Origin of the sequence: Flavobacterium sp. 83, from assembly GCF_000744835.1 — a bacterium.
GTDB lineage: Bacteria > Bacteroidota > Bacteroidia > Flavobacteriales > Flavobacteriaceae > Flavobacterium.
In genome coordinates this window covers 1,126,838-1,143,779 of the sequence record NZ_JQMS01000001.1, presented here as the reverse complement: position 1 = coordinate 1,143,779, position 16,942 = coordinate 1,126,838, and the positions used below count along the sequence as shown (strand labels likewise).

17 protein-coding genes are annotated in these 16,942 nt (G+C 34.1%); 10 read left to right on the top strand and 7 right to left on the bottom strand.

Annotated features, from left to right (window positions below; genetic code table 11):
• Positions 1–29 precede the first annotated feature (29 nt).
• The 3 genes from sufC (at position 30) to sufD (ending at position 2,647) form a co-directional block, all read left to right on the top strand.
• Entirely contained in the window at positions 30–782 is a 753-nt protein-coding gene (sufC, locus tag T410_RS04980) for a Fe-S cluster assembly ATPase SufC (protein ID WP_035669130.1), read from the top strand.
• A gap of 48 nt (positions 783–830) precedes the next feature.
• Positions 831–1,199, top strand: coding sequence for a four helix bundle protein (locus T410_RS04975; protein ID WP_035669129.1), 369 nt, complete (start codon positions 831–833; stop codon positions 1,197–1,199).
• 131 nt (positions 1,200–1,330) lie between these two features.
• The gene (sufD, locus tag T410_RS04970) at positions 1,331–2,647 is read left to right on the top strand and encodes a Fe-S cluster assembly protein SufD (RefSeq protein ID WP_035669128.1); all 1,317 of its coding nucleotides are present in this window, start codon (positions 1,331–1,333) and stop codon (positions 2,645–2,647) included.
• Positions 2,648–2,731: 84 nt separating this feature from the next.
• Here the strand turns inward: sufD and T410_RS17030 are convergent, their stop codons facing one another.
• Together T410_RS17030 and T410_RS04965 are read right to left on the bottom strand one after the other, a co-directional pair.
• The gene (locus T410_RS17030) at positions 2,732–2,908 is read right to left on the bottom strand and encodes a hypothetical protein (protein WP_193743725.1); all 177 of its coding nucleotides are present in this window, start codon (positions 2,906–2,908) and stop codon (positions 2,732–2,734) included.
• Between the two features lie 5 nt (positions 2,909–2,913).
• Positions 2,914–4,281, bottom strand: a complete 1,368-nt coding sequence (locus tag T410_RS04965; RefSeq protein WP_035669126.1) for a serine hydrolase — start codon at positions 4,279–4,281, stop codon at positions 2,914–2,916.
• Between the two features lie 376 nt (positions 4,282–4,657).
• Here T410_RS04965 and T410_RS04960 point away from each other — a divergent pair, with 376 nt between their 5' ends.
• The 6 genes from T410_RS04960 (at position 4,658) to T410_RS04935 (ending at position 8,569) form a co-directional block, all read left to right on the top strand.
• Positions 4,658–5,872 carry an aminotransferase class V-fold PLP-dependent enzyme gene (locus tag T410_RS04960; protein WP_035669125.1) on the top strand — a complete coding sequence of 405 codons (1,215 nt, stop codon included), beginning with the start codon at positions 4,658–4,660 and terminating at the stop codon, positions 5,870–5,872.
• Positions 5,873–5,892: 20 nt separating this feature from the next.
• Positions 5,893–6,336, top strand: coding sequence for a hypothetical protein (locus T410_RS04955; RefSeq protein WP_035669123.1), 444 nt, complete (start codon positions 5,893–5,895; stop codon positions 6,334–6,336).
• The gene (locus T410_RS04950; RefSeq protein WP_035669121.1) at positions 6,326–6,745 is read left to right on the top strand and encodes a SufE family protein; all 420 of its coding nucleotides are present in this window, start codon (positions 6,326–6,328) and stop codon (positions 6,743–6,745) included. The genes T410_RS04955 and T410_RS04950 overlap by 11 nt, the downstream gene beginning before the upstream one ends.
• A 6-nt stretch (positions 6,746–6,751) precedes the next feature.
• A complete protein-coding gene (locus T410_RS04945; RefSeq protein ID WP_035669120.1) occupies positions 6,752–7,078 on the top strand; it encodes an SUF system Fe-S cluster assembly protein in 327 nt (108 codons plus the stop codon).
• An 81-nt stretch (positions 7,079–7,159) separates the two neighbouring features.
• Complete coding sequence (locus T410_RS04940; protein ID WP_035669119.1) at positions 7,160–7,669, top strand: DUF2480 family protein; 510 nt, start codon at positions 7,160–7,162, stop codon at positions 7,667–7,669.
• Between the two features lie 48 nt (positions 7,670–7,717).
• On the top strand, positions 7,718–8,569 hold the full coding sequence (locus T410_RS04935; RefSeq protein ID WP_035669118.1) for a DUF3078 domain-containing protein: 852 nt from the start codon (positions 7,718–7,720) through the stop codon (positions 8,567–8,569).
• A gap of 149 nt (positions 8,570–8,718) precedes the next feature.
• On the opposite strand, the gene T410_RS04930 is transcribed toward T410_RS04935, so the two are convergent.
• Entirely contained in the window at positions 8,719–9,090 is a 372-nt protein-coding gene (locus T410_RS04930) for a DoxX family protein (RefSeq protein WP_035669117.1), read from the bottom strand.
• Between the two features lie 598 nt (positions 9,091–9,688).
• Between T410_RS04930 and T410_RS04925 the strand changes: the two genes are divergently transcribed.
• The gene (locus T410_RS04925) at positions 9,689–10,132 is read left to right on the top strand and encodes a hypothetical protein (protein ID WP_051929354.1); all 444 of its coding nucleotides are present in this window, start codon (positions 9,689–9,691) and stop codon (positions 10,130–10,132) included.
• 707 nt (positions 10,133–10,839) lie between these two features.
• On the opposite strand, the gene T410_RS04920 is transcribed toward T410_RS04925, so the two are convergent.
• The 4 genes from T410_RS04920 to hflX form a co-directional block, all read right to left on the bottom strand.
• A complete protein-coding gene (locus tag T410_RS04920; protein WP_193743724.1) occupies positions 10,840–12,567 on the bottom strand; it encodes a right-handed parallel beta-helix repeat-containing protein in 1,728 nt (575 codons plus the stop codon).
• Between the two features lie 185 nt (positions 12,568–12,752).
• Positions 12,753–13,922 (bottom strand): Gfo/Idh/MocA family protein, encoded by a 1,170-nt coding sequence (locus T410_RS04915; RefSeq protein WP_035669115.1) that lies wholly within the window; start codon positions 13,920–13,922, stop codon positions 12,753–12,755.
• 227 nt (positions 13,923–14,149) lie between these two features.
• Positions 14,150–14,947 (bottom strand): hypothetical protein, encoded by a 798-nt coding sequence (locus T410_RS04910; protein ID WP_035669114.1) that lies wholly within the window; start codon positions 14,945–14,947, stop codon positions 14,150–14,152.
• A gap of 357 nt (positions 14,948–15,304) precedes the next feature.
• The gene (gene hflX, locus T410_RS04905) at positions 15,305–16,555 is read right to left on the bottom strand and encodes a GTPase HflX (RefSeq protein WP_035669113.1); all 1,251 of its coding nucleotides are present in this window, start codon (positions 16,553–16,555) and stop codon (positions 15,305–15,307) included.
• Positions 16,556–16,942 lie beyond the last annotated feature (387 nt).

The following is a 16,942-nucleotide window of genomic DNA, read 5'->3' as shown; positions in this document are numbered from 1 at the left end:
TTTTAAGACTTTATAAAAACAAGACGTTTATGTTATCAATAAAAAATTTACACGCCTCGATAGGTGACAAAGAAATATTAAAAGGAATTAACCTTGAAGTAAAAGCAGGAGAAATTCATGCGATTATGGGACCAAACGGTGCTGGAAAAAGTACCCTTGCGTCTATCATTGCAGGAAACGAAAACTACGAAGTAACCGGAGGAGAAATCTCTTTAGACGGAGAAGACCTTGCTGAATTGGCACCAGAAGAAAGAGCGCACAAAGGTGTTTTTCTTTCGTTCCAATATCCAGTGGAAATTCCTGGAGTTTCAGTTACTAACTTCATGAGAACTGCCATCAACGAAACGCGTAAAGCAAACGGTCAGGAAGAAATGCCTGCTAACGAAATGCTAAAAGTGATTCGTGAAAAATCAGAATTATTAGAAATCGACCGAAAATTTTTGTCACGTTCTCTAAACGAAGGTTTTTCAGGTGGAGAGAAAAAACGTAACGAAATTTTCCAAATGGCAATGCTAGAACCAAAATTGGCTATTCTTGATGAAACTGATTCTGGATTGGATATTGATGCGTTACGAATTGTTGCTAATGGTGTTAACAAACTAAAAAGCGACAAAAACGCCATCGTAGTAATTACACACTACCAGCGTTTATTAGATTATATCGTTCCTGATTTCGTTCACGTGCTTTACAACGGAAAAATTGTAAAATCCGGTGGAAAAGAACTAGCACACGAACTGGAAGAAAAAGGATACGACTGGATTAAACAAGAACAAGAAGCTTAAAATTAAAATAGTCTAAAGCCTAAGGTCCTAAAGTCAAAAGAAAAAATAATGGGAAAATTTAGTTCTTTCGAAGAAATTAATTCTTGGCAAAAAGCAAGAGTTTTTAATAAAAGAATTTACCTAATTACTGAAAATACAAATTTCAAGAAAGACTTTGATTTCATTAGACAAATTAGACGGGCTTCAATTTCTATATCATCAAATATCGCGGAAGGGTTTGAGAGAAATACTGACAAAGAGTTTATTTACTTTTTATATGTTGCAAAAGCGTCAGCTGGAGAAGTTCGTTCTCAATTATATTTAGCATTTGATTTGGATTATATTACTAAAGAAGAATTTGAAAAACTTTTAGAATCAATAACAGAAATATCAAAATTGTTAAGTGGTTTTATTAAATATCTGAGTCCAAAGTCATAAAGTCTAAAGTCATAAAGAGGTAACCTCAATATAACTTTAAATACTTTCAGATTAAAGACTCATAAATAACGTTACGTTGACAATCCAAAGTCTTTCGACTTTCGACTTTCGACTTTAAGACTTAAATTAAAATGGAATTAAAAGAAAAATTACTATCGTCTTTTATGGCTTTTGAAGAGCGTGTGGATGTTCACTCTGAACTTCATGACGTGAGAACTGCCGCCATAAAAAACTTTGAAAATAAAGGTTTCCCAACCAAAAAAGACGAAGCTTGGAAATACACTTCGCTAAACGCCATCTTAAAAAATGACTTTACCGTTTTTCCAAAACAAGAAAATGCAGTTGAATTCAACCACGTAAAAAAATACTTTTTACACGAAATAGACACCTATAAAGTAGTGTTTATTGATGGCGTTTTCAGTTCGCATTTATCGTCAACTACACACGACGGAATTGATGTTTGCTTGATGTCATCGGCATTGACCAAACCAAAATACAAAATGGTTATTGATACTTATTTTAACCAAATTGCCAATAAAGAGGAAAGTTTGACTTCTTTGAATACGGCTTTCGCCAATGAAGGAGCCTATATCCACATTCCGAAAAGTAAAGTAGCAGATAAACCAATTGAAATCATGTATTTCTCTACAGGAAATGAAGCGGCTCTTTTGGTTCAGCCGAGAAACTTGGTGATTGTTGGGGAGAATTCTCATGTTCAAATTATTGAGCGTCATCAAAGTTTAAACGAAAATCCGGTTTTAACGAATTCTGTTACCGAGATTTTTGCTCAAAAACGCGCTATCGTTGATTATTACAAAATTCAAAACGATACGCTTGAAGCCAATTTAATTGACAATACATACGTTTCTCAACAAAAAGAAAGTCACGTTTCGGTTCATACTTTTTCTTTTGGAGGAAACTTAACGAGAAACAACTTGAATTTTTACCACTTTGGAGAACGATTGACAAGTACGTTAAACGGAATCACGATTATTGGTGAAAAACAACACGTAGATCATTATACTTTAGTGAAGCATTCCGCTCCAAATTGCGAAAGTTTCCAAGATTATAAAGGAATCTATGCTGATCGTTCTACAGGAGTTTTCAACGGAAAAGTGTATGTGGAAAAAGACGCACAAAAAACAAATGCATTCCAAAAAAGCAATAATATTTTATTGAGCGACAAAGCGACAATCAACGCAAAACCACAATTGGAGATTTTTGCTGATGACGTAAAATGTTCTCACGGTTGTACCGTTGGACAATTGGACGAAACAGCAATGTTTTATATGCAACAACGTGGAATCCCTAAAAAAGAAGCCAAAGCGTTATTGATGTATGCGTTCTCAAATGCCGTGATCGAAAACATAAAAATACCGGAACTTAAAAAACGAATTACCACTATTATCGCCAATAAATTAGGCGTGAAATTGGGATTTGATTTGTAGTTTTTAGACACAAAGATCGCAAAGATTTACGCACAAAGGGCACAAGGTTTTTTACTAAACTTTGTGCCCTTTGCGGTTGATTTTTTAGTCTCTTACTGCAAGAATAAACATTATAATTCCTATAAAAAACAATACAAGACCTCCCAAAAAACAAAATGTATTTATTATTGAGTAACCTAGATTCGTAGAATAACCTAAACCTATTAAAAACCAACCTCCAATTATCATTAAAACTGATTGTAAAATTTTATTCTTTATCATAAAAATTATTTCTTCAAACTCCCAATAATCCCTTTCAACATACCATTAAAATCAAATTCAGGATCTTCCTTTAAACCCATTCTTACAATCACTAAATCAAGAGACGGAATAATCGCCACCATTTGTCCCTGAAAACCGCTGCAGTAATACATATCTCTTGGAACATCGGGAAAATGTCCACCTGCATTGAGCCAAAAGTGCCCGCCGTATCTTCCATTGGAAGTATTTGTGGGAGTTGCAGTGTATTTAGCCCAACCTTCATTGAAAATTTGTTCCCCGTTCCAATTGCCGTTATGTAAATACAGTAACCCAAATTTAGACCAATCTCTCGTTGTTGCCCAACCGTAGGATGAACCCACATAATTCCCCGCCATATCCGTTTCGATTACCATAGAATTCATTCCTATTTTATCAATCAAAGCCGAATACCAAAAATCTAAATATTCCTGATGGGTTTTGAACTGCTTGCGCAAAATTCCAGAAAGCAAATTCGTCGTTCCTGAGGAGTAATTCCATCGCGTGTTGGGTTTATGCTCCGCTGGTTTCTCCAGTTGTGTCCGAGTCATATCTTCGGCTTGGAAAAGCATTTTTGTGGCATCACAAATCTTCGTGTAATCCTCCACCCATTGTAAACCGGAATTCATGTGGAGCAAATCACTTGTTGTAATCGATTTACGTTTATCATTTGCCCATTCTTTAATTGGAGCAGGTTTATAGATATCGTATTTACCTTGTTTTTGAAGAATTCCAAACATGGCGCTGGTAATACTTTTGGTCATGGACCAACCTAGAATTTTACTGTTTTTATCGAAACCAGTATCGTACTTTTCGGCAATGATTTTGTCTTTATAAATTACTAATAAGGAACGTGTCCTTTTTTTGATTTGTCCTTTTGTATCAAATGCATTGGCGACAGCCGCATTCAATTTAGTATAATCTACGTTCGCAAAAACGGTGTCCATGCCATTCGGTAGGCTGGCTTTGGGTTCCTTATTCCCATACGGAAAAGGCAAATTGTTATTTAACTTAGTTCTTTTCGGAACTTCATAGGGCTTTGCTACATCAAAATCATCGTTGATTAAAGTCGCGCCCAAACCTTCCCGATAAATTGCTTTTCGTTCTTTCAAACCATAAACCGAAGCAACGACAAACTTTCCAGCACCTTCAATTTTGTTTTTGGCCAAATCAATCATGTCGATATCATTGTCGCCTTTCTCAATCATTTCCTGCGAACGATTATCGATAAAATGACCTGAAGCGATGCTTTTGGCTGAAAAGCCAGAAATTAAATCCAGTTTTGGATAGGTTGTGAATCCAAAATAAAAGATTCCGATAAAAGAAGCAAAACCAACAAATCTGAAGATTTTTTTCATAGTAAATTAATTTTAAGCAATTTAATGAAAAAAACATACATTTTGTAAACAATAAGAAAAGCTAAAAATGATTTTTATAAACCATTAAGAAATTAAGTTTCATTAAGAACTACCACCTTAATTTTTCTTAATTCCTTAATGGTTAAATTTAGAAAGACAAGATGTTTCACAAAACACAGTCCTGTTTTATTTTTCTTAATTCTTATTAGCAACAACTTTTATTAACAAGTGTTTGCCCAAAATTAATTCCAATTTCACTACTTTTGTATTTAGAAAAATTCTAAATAATGAAAGACTAATTCCAAATTAGTTTCTCTAAAAAAATGTTGACTATTGGCTTTATTTCGGACCAATAAAAACATAAAAAAGCAGACACATGTTAGATATTAATAAAATTAGAGCCGACTTCCCTATTCTTTCTCAGAAAGTAAACGGGAAACCATTGGTTTATTTCGACAACGGAGCCACTTCGCAAAAACCACAAGTTGTGATAGATGCAATTTCAAAATATTATCAAGAGATTAACGCCAATATTCATCGTGGTGTTCACACCTTGAGTCAACTGGCAACCGATGCCTATGAAATTTCACGAGGTAAACTTCAAAATCATATCAATGCAAAATTCGCCCATGAAGTACTTTTCACATCCGGAACAACGCATGGAATAAATTTAGTTGCCAATGGATTTGCTTCGATTTTGAAACCGGGTGATGAAGTTTTGGTTTCGGCATTGGAACACCACAGCAATATTGTGCCTTGGCAAATGTTGTGCGAGAAAACAGGAGCAACTTTGCGCGTAATTCCAATGAATGAAGATGGCGAATTGATTATGTCTGAATATGACAAATTACTTTCGGATAAAACGAAGATTGTAACCGTAAATCATATTTCGAATGCTCTTGGAACTGTCAATCCAATAAAATATATGATTGACAAAGCGCATGAAGTTGGCGCAGCGATTTTGATTGATGGCGCACAGGCCGTTCCGCATTTGAAACCGGATGTTCAGGAATTAGACTGTGATTTTTATGCCTTTTCCGGACATAAAATGTGTGGTCCTACAGGAACTGGAATTTTATACGGAAAAGAAGCATGGTTGAATAAATTACCGCCGTACCAAGGTGGAGGCGAAATGATTAAAGAAGTGACTTTCGAGAAAACAACTTATGCAGAATTGCCTCATAAATTTGAAGCCGGAACACCAAATATTGCCGGAGGAATTGTTCTGGGAACTGCAGTTGATTATATGAATGAAGTTGGTTTTGACAACATTCAACAACAAGAATTAGAATTATTGGAATATGGAACCCAACGATTATTAGGAATTGAAGGTTTGAAAATTTTTGGTACGTCGGCAGCAAAAACTTCCGTAATTTCGTTTAATATTGAAGGAATTCATCCCTACGATATTGGTACGATAATTGACAAATTAGGAATAGCCGTAAGAACAGGTCATCATTGTGCCCAACCTATTATGAATTTCTTTAAAATCCCTGGAACCATAAGAGCATCATTTGCTTTTTATAATACTAAGGAAGAGATTGACAGCATGGTTGAAGCCATTAAAAAAGCACAACTTATGTTGTCTTAAAAATTTAAAATTAACTACATATGAAAATACTATCTATTTTATTCCTGACAATTTTTCTTGGAAAAGGTTGTGAAGCACAAAAAAAACAGGATATTGAAACTGCCGTAATTGAATATGTTGCCAATACCAGAGGTTTCTATCAAAAGATAACGGTAAAAAATCAGATGGTAACCGTTTCTAAAGACCGAGATGGAAACGATAAAGCGATACCAACAAAAATAGCTGATGCCGACTGGAAAGAATTAGTAGAATGTTTTAAAACAGTTGAACTAGACAGTTTAGCAAAATTAAAAGCACCAACTGAAAAACGTTTTTATGATGGTGCGGCTATTGCCAATTTGAAAATCACATACAAAGACAAAGCCTATGAAACGACTGGTTTTGATAATGGTTTTCCACCAAAAAAAATCAAGAAATTCGTAAATAAAATAACTTCATTAGTTAAAAAGAGCAATGAAAATTAAAGACATACAAGAAGAAATCGTTGATGAGTTCTCCATGTTTGACGACTGGATGGAACGATATGAATACATCATCGAACTAGGAAAAAAGCTTCCTTTAATCAAAGAAGAATTCAAAACAGAAAACAATCTAATCAAAGGCTGTCAGTCGAAAGTGTGGTTGCAAGGCGAACAAAATGATGACAAAATTGTTTTTACTGCTGATAGTGATGCCATTTTAACCAAAGGAATTATCGCCATATTAATCCGTACTTTTTCAAATCAAAGTGCGAAAGATATTCTAGAAGCCGACATGGATTTTATTGACGAAATAGGTTTGAAAGAGCATTTATCCCCTACACGCGCCAATGGATTGGTATCGATGATAAAAAATATTAAAATGTATGCTTTGGCATTCAACAATCAAAACTAAATAAAAATGGAAGAAACAATTATAGACACTGCCGAATTAGGAGAATCAATCGTAAAAATATTAAAGACCATTTACGATCCGGAGATTCCTGTAGATATTTACGAATTAGGATTGATTTATGACGTAATGGTCAATACGGATTATGAAGTAAAAATCCTGATGACACTTACTTCCCCAAACTGCCCTGTTGCAGAAAGCTTACCAAGAGAAGTAGAAGAAAAAGTAAAATCAATTACAAATGTAAAAGATGCTGAAGTTGAAATTACTTTTGATCCGCCTTGGAGCAAAGATTTAATGAGCGAAGAAGCAAAATTAGAATTGGGAATGCTTTAAATTAGTTCTAATATCAAAAGTCATAAAGTCTCAAAGTAGTTGACTTTATGACTTTCGACATTTGACTTTAAGACTTCATAAATGGAAATAATAAATAAAGTTGCGAATAGTGTTTTGGAAGTTTTCGATCTCGAAGATTATTATCCAAAAGGGATTCGTACGCAAATCGATATTTCGCAATGGCTTTTGGAAGGTTTTTTATTGAAAGAAAAAGACTTTAGAGAGCAGCTGAAAAATCACGATTGGTCGCAATATCAAGAGCAATATGTCGCCATTAATTGCAGCACGGATGCTATTGTTCCGGCTTGGGCTTCTATTTTGGTTGCGATTCAATTAGCGCCATTTGCAAAGAAAATTATCAATGGAACCTTAGAAGATTTAGACGCTTCTCTTTATGAAGAATTGTTGCCTAAAATTGACTATTCGGTGTATGAAAATAAGCCTGTTATTATAAAAGGATGCTCCAGAAAACCGGTTCCCATGCGGGCTTATGTAATGGCAGCACAATACTTACAGCCTTTTGCACGCAGTATTATGTATGGAGAAGCGTGCTCCGCTGTTCCATTATACAAAGCGACTAAAAGGAACTAATATATTACGTTTAGGAATACCTATAAAGTGTATTTAAAAAATAAAGACATGAAAAAAATAGCATTTTCTTTACTCTTTCTTTTTGCTCTGATTTCAGTTAATGCGCAAGAAGAAACTTCGAAAGACACCACCAAACTTTGGACAAAAAAAGGAAATATTTCTTTACTTTTTAATCAATCCGCTTACAACAAACAATGGCTGGGAGGCGGAACTTCAAACGTTGCGGGGAATTTTGGTTTGAATTACGATTTCAACTATAAAAATGGAGATGTAGTTTGGGATAATAAATTCATTCTGGCTTATGGTTTGAGTAAAATAAAAGGAGCTGAAAAAACAGCCAAAACCGATGACCGTTTAGAACTGAATTCACTTTGGGGTAAAAAAGCGCAAGGTGAATGGTACTATTCTATGTTTTTTAATTTCAAAACTCAAATGGATTCTGGTTTTGATAAAAACAACTTCAAAATTTCTCATTTCTTTTCTCCAGCTTATTTTCAAGTTGGGCCTGGAATGTGGTGGAAAAAAAGCAATAATTTGAGCGTCAATTTTTCTCCTGCAACAGCAAAACTGATTATTGTTCACCCTCATTTTACTGAATTTGGACCATCATTTGGAGTATTGCAAGGTGATTCTTCCCGATTTGAGTTTGGAGCCAGTATTTCTGGATATTATAAATTCAATATCATGACGAATGTATCTGTAGAAAACCGATTGAATTTATATTCTAATTATTTAGACAATCCACAAAACATTGATGTCGATTACCAGATGAATGTCATCATGAAAATAAACAAATACTTGTCGGCTAACGTAGCCGTACAAGCCATTTATGACGACAATTCGATACAAGCCGTTCAGGTTAGAGAAGTATTTGGATTAGGCGTTAATTACGGTTTCTAAGAAAATACATTTTTATAAAAAAAGACCTTTAGAAAATCTCTAAAGGTCTTTTTCATTCTTACTCTGTCCTTTCCTGAAACAGTCATTTTTCTTCTATCCGCATTGCAAACGAGTATCAGTGGATTACTTCAAAGACAAAATCAATTAATTTAAATTTTGTTTGGGTTTAACTTATGATAGTAAATGTAAGAAACAGCTAAAATTCCAAATACGACCAATGGAAAAAATGTCTGCCCATTTATTCCGTCAACCGCTCCGTGACTGATGGTAGCGAAGATAAAGTCAAAAGCAAAACCTGCATAAGCCCATTCTTTTATTCGTCTAGGAACTTGCGGAATAATTAATGCTAAAACTCCTAAAACTTTAAAGACAACCAATGCGTTTCCAAAATATTCTGGATAACCTAAATGTCTAATTCCTTCTTTTGCCAATTCAGTTTGTGAAGTCAGAGCAGGCATTACTCCCTCAAATAATGCAATGATTGTTGTTGCAGTCCAAAATATTATTTTATCTTTTTTCATTTTTTATATGGTTTTGTTTGTATTCAATATCGTAATGGTCGTCTTACAATTACCCGCTTGGCGCTGAGCAGAAGAAAGAAAGCATATCCTTTAGGTTAAAGACTAAACTTAAAAGTACAAAATCGACTTTCAGAAATCCCCAAAACCTACATTTCGGGAAACCACTGTTGAGCTAAACCTTTGGCGGCATCAATCTAAATTTTAATTAATTTGCTAATATAATTAAAAAACAGTGTTATGACTACAAAAAAAAACATCCTGACGCCTTAAGAGAAAACAAAATCCTCAATCAAGCCAAGCACCAAGTTCCCGGATTTGAGGAACTGTTAAAACGTTCTGCACGAATGGTTTCCGTTTTAGGTAGAAGCCCAAAGTACTTTCAATACTTGTTCTTCCGCGTGGCAGCTATATCTCCTATAACTCCCACTGTGCCCGTTTGCAAGGTGCAGCAATCTATTAAATACTCATGGCAGACAAGCATTGCAGAACTGCGTCAAACGAGCAACAATAGGTAAAGACTTTATCCAAAATCACAACAAATAGTTATTGAACTTTACCATTTGTTAATTATATATCTTTGTTATAAAACAGGAACTGAATGAAAAGTATAATCGCAATTGTAACCGTTTTTATTTTTATTGGATGTCAATCAGACAAACCTAAAAACTTTAAATTTTATAAGGCCTTGAAAGGCAAAGACATCGCGCTACTGCGGTTAATGGAAACCGAGAATAATTTTTATGGGCAATTCGAGATAAAATACGGCGGTGCTGGCAAAGATTCTGGAGAAGTAAGAGGCGTAAAAATAGGAGATACACTTAAAGGAAAATACGATTATAGATCATACGGCGGGAATAAAAAATGGGCTCCTTTTGTCTTGTTAAGACGGGGTGAAATTTTCAAATGGGGAAATGGAGTTGTTACAACTTACATGAATATTCCTTTCATTATTCCTGAAACTTTAAAATTTGATGATTCAGATTTTCAGTTTGAACTTATTGATAGTACTACAGCCAAGAAACTTGATTTGGCGACGGAATGAGCACCTGCAGAATAATTGGTGCATATTTCGCTATTACATTCTATAATAAAGATCAACAGCAGTCATGAAGAACTCGGTCATGTACGATTACTAGTGTCATCCATAACACAACCAGTATGGTAAGTAAATTAATAATTGTGAGCGTTAAGTAGTAATTTCTCTGAAAAATATTGGATTTCCTACTAATTATTTTAGCGTAACATTTAGACAAAATTGGGATCAAAGTCAATAACAATAGCACAATAATCCCCGGATAAAAACCAGTTATCGCAACACCAATAATGCTTGCCGCTGCTGCTACAAAGGTTAATATCATTGACATTGAGGTAACAACTCTATATGTTTTCGTTTCCATTTTGATTTGAATTTATTGCCTACTTGATACGGTTTTTGTAATCCTAGTTTAATTTTGACAACACGTTATTTGAATAGTACACCTGCTTAGTTGTGTGAACCAAATAAAACGTATGCAACGCGGCTATTATAAACAGATTACCATAAATATTCGGCATTTACATTACAAAAAACAGAATTATCTTCGTCATAATTATACCCTGTTTTTTAGCAATCAGCGTTGCAACCGTTATACTTTGTCGCTTAACTTAAGTAGGTACTCGTCCCAGACGATCACCAGAGAACGTGGACAAACGAGCGCCAGAGGGTGTTTTTTAATCGATTGTCAATTTATATAATTAAAATCTTAAGTCTTATTTATTAATTATTTTATAAGTATATTTTTTGTTATTTATGAAAAAATCAACAAAGTACAATCCAGTTGGGTAGTTGGTAAGATCAATACTCTTAATTGCTGATTCATTCAACTTATGAAAAATCTCTATACCTTGAATATTATATACTGAAAACGAATCATAATTTGTATATGAACTGATATTAAAAATTCCATTTGCAGGATTTGGATAAAGGGTAAAACTAAATTTTTCAGGTGTGTTAATTCCAAGAGAGCTACCAAATTCATAAGCTCCAATATCAATAGTATTTACAATTCTTTGGTATTTATCTAAATCAGTGATTGGAAAATTTATTACCTGTCCATTTGAACCTGACCAAGGATTTGTTATTACGGTTGAGTTAGTTGTGCCTGCATTGATTAATTGTGATGTAGCCTGCAAACGGAAGTTATTATTAGCTACATTTATAAACAAAGGGTTAACATCTATGTTATCTTGATAGACTATTGGATTACCTACTGTTGCTAAATTTGCCAAACCTCCTTGTATGACACAATATCTAAAATCAGGAGACCAGCTTCCATTTCCATTAAGGGCTCTTATTTGCCTACCTATCGGACTGGTGTTATTATAAAAAATACTATTGGTTACATCAGGGTTTGCTCCGGTAATATACAATCCACCGCCTTCATTTCCAGCAGAATTATTAACCACCGTATTATTGATAAACTGACTTCTGTTGGGGTCATAATCCATATATATTGCTCCTCCATACCTTGTTGCCTGATTATTAAAAAATAAATTATTAAAACAATATGTCGTCCAACCTAGAAATAACGCGCCGCCATCTTGCGATTGATTCCCGCTCACAATATTGTTATTAAAAACTACTTCATAATTACTGTTATTTACGAAAGCTCCGCCTTCTCCACGAGCAAAATTATTCGTTACGGAATTATTGAAGATTTTAGGACTTGAATAGGAGCCAATGTAAATTCCCCCAGCTATTAGAGAACTTGAACCACTAGTAGGAAAGTTATCCGCAATATTATTGTAAATCTCGCAATTACTTATAGTTGCATCTGAATACCATAAATACATTCCTCCGCCTCTGAATGCCTTGTTATTTCTGAAAATGCAATTTTCAATTATTGGATTACTATTAAATACATATAACCCACCGCCTTCTCCACGAGCAAAATTTTCTTCTATGATGCAATTTTTTATTATAAAACTCCCATCATTCGTTTGATCTACATAAATTCCGCCACCATTATTATTTGCATATCCTCCTTTTATTGTTAATCCATCGAGAATAGAGTTTAAATTTAAATTTACATATTCACTGGAAAAAACATTCATCACATTGTCGGTGTACAAGTTTGTATCTCCAATATTACCGCTGAGTATCGTTGGGTAATTAACCCAGTTTCTTTGATTTAAATCAGTCTCAACTCCATTAAAACCGCCATAAATGGCAATGTTTAATTTTAATTTGAAGGTCTTGAATCTAGAATCACTAGGTATTTGCCCATTCAAATCGGTTGTTGGAAAATACACTCCTTGGCTTACCCATATTTGTCCGCTAGGTGTAGAATTAATAGCTATGCATAAATCAGTATATGCGTTTTCCCAGCTAGAGCCATTATTTAAGCCTGTCGCATCTTGTTTTACATAAATAATTTGCGAGTAACTTTTAAGGCTTATTATTAAAAATAATAGTAAAGAAAGTATGTATTTTTTCATATATTTTTTGAAATTATTTTTAATTTTTATGCGGTTTTCGAATAGTGCTACCAACGTCAATTTCTCTAAAAAGCTAAAAAAACCTAAGAATCTCATATTTGTGATTTTTCAAAGATAGGAGCTCGAGAACAAAACTCAAAATCGAGGTTTTTAGGCAATCTGACGTTTCGCTGCTTGGCGAATGGTTATTTATTTATCGTGATTTTCTGTTTTAGAAAAATCTTTTTTCCGGTTTTGGCGGATTTATATATTGCGTTAATAATTCTAACATCTTTTAGTCCCTCTTCTCCTGTGATATGATTTGGTAATTTTTTGTTTTCTATTAGCAATTTACATATTTCATCTAATTGTGTTTTTTGCTGATTTATTTCGGGAAATTTTAATTCTTTCTCCGATGTTTTGCCTACAAAAGGGCCATAACTCAATGCTGGAATTAATTCAAATGAACCTTCGTCGGCAGATGCGTAAAACCTATCTATATTGAAACCGCAAGACGTATTGCAATTGGCAATCGCACCACTTGGAAATTCCATTTGCCAAGAAATTGTTTCTTCGGTTTCTGAAAACCGATCTTTATTATTGATCCTACCAAATTGGGCAGTAACAGCGATTGGTTCTTCTCCTAAAACATAACGACTAGCTTGAATACAATAAATACCTAAATCCATTAATGGACCTCCTCCAGATAATTTTTTATTTAATCTCCAATCTTTTTGTTCATCAACAATAGTAGTTTTATCAAGTGTGTCATACGTTTTGTATCCAAGTGAGGCTTCTATAAACCGCACTTGTCCAAAAACTTTTTCTTGTCCTAATCGTTTAATTTCTAAATGTGTTGGTTCGTAATGCAAACGATAACCAACAGCCAATTGAACATTGTTTTCGTCACACGCTTTTATCATTTCTTCGCAATCAGCAACAGAAATCGACATTGGCTTTTCGGTGATTACATTTTTGCCTGCTTTTGCTGAACGAATAACAAAATCTTTATGCAATCCATTGGGCAAAACAACATAAACTAAATCTATATCCTTATTATTAATTATTTCGTCGAAATTTTGATAATTATAGCTATTTTTATCGGGAATATTGTATTTGGCTTTCCATTTTATGGCTTTTTCAGGAGAACCAGTAACTATTCCTGCTAGATTGCAATATTCAGAAACTTCTATTCCAGAGGCTAACATAGAGGCGTAATTGCCTAAACCACAAAGAGCTATGTTTAATTTTTTTCCAGTATATGGTTTTTGCCTTTTTTCTTGTGTTATAAATGATGGAAGAGTTGTAATGGCAATTGATGCACCTACGCCTAACCCAAATTTATTAACAAACGAACGTCTCGAAATGTTTTTCATAAAAGTTACTTTTTAATTTAATATTTTTAAATGAGTATGCTTTTTAAAAAATATGTTACATTTCTATTTTTCAGCGATTTTCGGTTAACTATCCGCCAACTTTTTGCTGCTTTGAGATGGTGTGTAGTTCGTAATCGCTCAATTTTTGGTTTAACGAAAACTTGATGCGAAACGATAATTCCACTAAATTCCAGCTAGCTCAAAATGGCTGTTGGTGGCTGTGTTTTTTATTCAGCTGTTATTGAAAGTTCCTCTTTTTCCGAATTAAATTCTTCATCAAATTTGTGTTGTTTCAGTTTCCATAGCCAGTAAATTCCACCTAATGGAATTCCAAAAGTCCATACCGAACCAAGAAAACCCATAAAACTAAAACCGATACCAAAAAATTGAAAATGCACTAATTTATACGAAAGACCTTCGACAGCAGAATATGTAATTGTCGGTAAATTGAAAAATATTATTGCTAAATATTTCAACCATTTTTTTGACAATGTACTTTTCTTAATTTCTCTAATTGCATAAATATTGAAAAGTAAAATTGATAATGGCAAAAAACCGAATAGCCAAAAGATAACCATATTCGGTATAGGTTCTTTTACATCAAGTGTTTTTATGTTGATTATCTTTTTTGAATTGTCATCAAATAAAACTTGAAAAACACCAAATTCTTTTTCATTTGTAAATTCAATTAATGCAAGTGTAGTATTTGGTGGTGTGTTTTCACTTTCAATTGTTGAACGCTTTTTTTCAGATTTCATAAGTGAATACTCAAACTTATCTCCAAAGTTTCGTTCTACTAATCCTCGGAATTGCTCCAATCCCAATTTTAAAGTGTCAATATTTGTGTTTTTACCAATTTCACTTTCCAAAGCCATTTGGGAAACACATTTATCATAGTCCTTTTTCATTAAGGTTTCCACAAATTCTTTTGTCTTATCTTTAAAGGTAAAACTATCTTTTACAAAATCACAACCTACAAAAAGTGAAATTGTCAAAAGCAAAATTGAAATTCTAATTTTATTCATATTTTCTGTTTTCTGTTTATTCTACGGTAACATTGCCACCAACTTGTGTATATGTATAACAAAATCATACAAAGCCACCCAATTTTAGGTAGATATGTATGACAAACATCATACTTTATTTATTATCAAATATATTTATTTTTTCTTACAAATAGTCTAAAACCCGAAATAGCAATTATATCCACCAAATCCCGCATGAAGGATGGAAGTGGAAATCCTTTTATGCAGCGAAGCGAAAATAAAAGATTGCAGCAAACAGCCTGACGCAGCTGTAACGCAGAGGAAGCTGGGACAGGCCCAAAAAAAATCCCTCTTGAAATGTCAAAAGGGATTGGTGTATTTTATGTTTTAGGGGAATTATTCGGTTTTTTCCTCTTCTTTTTCTTCTTTCTCCACCGCGTCTTTATAGTCCGGATATAAAAACTTATTGTACGGAAAACGGGTGATGTGAATTTGTCTTACGGCTTCGTAAACGCGTTCTCTGAATTCCTCGAAATTCTCTTTGTTGGTAGCCGAAATGAATAACGCATTTTGCTCGCCTACTCGACTCATCCAAGTTGCTTTCCATTCTTCCAGAGTGAAATGTCTTGGTGTTTTCTCGGTCATCAAATCATCTTCATCAATAGTCAGGGGTTTGTAAGCATCAATTTTATTGAAAACCATAATTACCGGTTTGTCATTGGCTTTGATATCTGATAATGTTTGGTTAACGGATGCAATATGATCTTCAAATTCAGGATGCGAAATATCAACTACGTGCAATAACAAATCAGCTTCACGAACCTCATCCAGCGTACTTTTGAAAGAATCAACCAGTTGCGTTGGCAATTTTCTGATAAATCCTACGGTATCCGAAAGCAAGAAAGGCAGGTTTTTGATAACCACTTTGCGAACGGTGGTATCCAAAGTTGCAAAAAGTTTGTTCTCTACAAAAACATCACTTTTCCCTACGGCATTCATCAAGGTTGATTTCCCCACATTAGTATATCCTACCAATGCCACACGAACCATAGCGCCACGATTACCGCGTTGCACACCCATTTGCTTGTCGATGGTTTTTATTTTTTCTTTCAATAACGCGATTCGGTCACGAACAATACGTCTATCCGTTTCAATCTCGGTTTCCCCAGGTCCACGCATTCCAATTCCTCCCTTTTGACGCTCCAAGTGAGTCCACATACCGGAAAGTCTTGGTAATAAATATTGGCATTGCGCTAATTCTACCTGCGTTCTGGCGTAGGAAGTTTCGGCCCGTTGTGCAAAAATATCAAGGATAAGGTGCGTTCTGTCCAGAATTTTACATTCCTCGATTATTTTAGATATATTTTTTTGCTGTGAAGGCGATAATTCATCATCAAATACTAAAGTCGAAATATCATTCTCTTTTACAAATTGATGAATCTCTTCTATTTTTCCTGTTCCTACAAAAGTCTTGGGATTTGGGCGTTCCATTTTTTGCGAAAAACGTTTTACCACTTGGCCCCCAGCAGTAAAGGTCAAAAACTCTAATTCGTCAAGATACTCGTTTAGTTTCTCTTCACTTTGATTTTGAGTTACAATACCAACTATAGCCGTTTTTTCGAAATTTATTACTTCTTTTTCTAACATGTCTTTGAATAAGCTACAAATTTAATGATTTGTGAGGGACTTATGTAATTATGGGTTTATAAAAAATTCATAACGTGTGAATAATGATAGTTTTTGGCTTAGCCGGAAATTAGACTAATACAGTTTGGCTACGAATAAAATAAATTCAGCCACAGATTGGAAGAATTAAAAAGATTATATGACTGTCCATGACTACCAAAGCGATAAAATTAGCCACAGATTAAAAAGATTTTCACAGATTCCTTTAATAATGCTTATAAAATCTGTGTGAATCTGTGAAATCTGTGGCAAAGAAATTTAGAACTTTCTTAAATTTCAGTCATTACTTATGCTAAAAAAAGAAGAAAAATTTTGCAGCGCATTACACCAATTTCCACGAATTTACTT

Coding starts and splice junctions, on each gene's coding strand:
- T410_RS04945 (WP_035669120.1), top strand. CDS start 6,752: ATGGAAGAAACAATTATAGACACTGCCGAATTAGGAGAATCAATCGTA.
- sufD (WP_035669128.1), top strand. CDS start 1,331: ATGGAATTAAAAGAAAAATTACTATCGTCTTTTATGGCTTTTGAAGAG.
- T410_RS04965 (WP_035669126.1), bottom strand. CDS start 4,281: ATGAAAAAAATCTTCAGATTTGTTGGTTTTGCTTCTTTTATCGGAATC.
- T410_RS04925 (WP_051929354.1), top strand. CDS start 9,689: ATGAAAAGTATAATCGCAATTGTAACCGTTTTTATTTTTATTGGATGT.
- T410_RS04935 (WP_035669118.1), top strand. CDS start 7,718: ATGAAAAAAATAGCATTTTCTTTACTCTTTCTTTTTGCTCTGATTTCA.
- T410_RS04930 (WP_035669117.1), bottom strand. CDS start 9,090: ATGAAAAAAGATAAAATAATATTTTGGACTGCAACAACAATCATTGCA.
- T410_RS17030 (WP_193743725.1), bottom strand. CDS start 2,908: ATGATAAAGAATAAAATTTTACAATCAGTTTTAATGATAATTGGAGGT.
- T410_RS04940 (WP_035669119.1), top strand. CDS start 7,160: ATGGAAATAATAAATAAAGTTGCGAATAGTGTTTTGGAAGTTTTCGAT.
- hflX (WP_035669113.1), bottom strand. CDS start 16,555: ATGTTAGAAAAAGAAGTAATAAATTTCGAAAAAACGGCTATAGTTGGT.
- T410_RS04910 (WP_035669114.1), bottom strand. CDS start 14,947: ATGAATAAAATTAGAATTTCAATTTTGCTTTTGACAATTTCACTTTTT.
- sufC (WP_035669130.1), top strand. CDS start 30: ATGTTATCAATAAAAAATTTACACGCCTCGATAGGTGACAAAGAAATA.
- T410_RS04975 (WP_035669129.1), top strand. CDS start 831: ATGGGAAAATTTAGTTCTTTCGAAGAAATTAATTCTTGGCAAAAAGCA.
- T410_RS04960 (WP_035669125.1), top strand. CDS start 4,658: ATGTTAGATATTAATAAAATTAGAGCCGACTTCCCTATTCTTTCTCAG.
- T410_RS04915 (WP_035669115.1), bottom strand. CDS start 13,922: ATGAAAAACATTTCGAGACGTTCGTTTGTTAATAAATTTGGGTTAGGC.
- T410_RS04955 (WP_035669123.1), top strand. CDS start 5,893: ATGAAAATACTATCTATTTTATTCCTGACAATTTTTCTTGGAAAAGGT.
- T410_RS04950 (WP_035669121.1), top strand. CDS start 6,326: ATGAAAATTAAAGACATACAAGAAGAAATCGTTGATGAGTTCTCCATG.
- T410_RS04920 (WP_193743724.1), bottom strand. CDS start 12,567: ATGAAAAAATACATACTTTCTTTACTATTATTTTTAATAATAAGCCTT.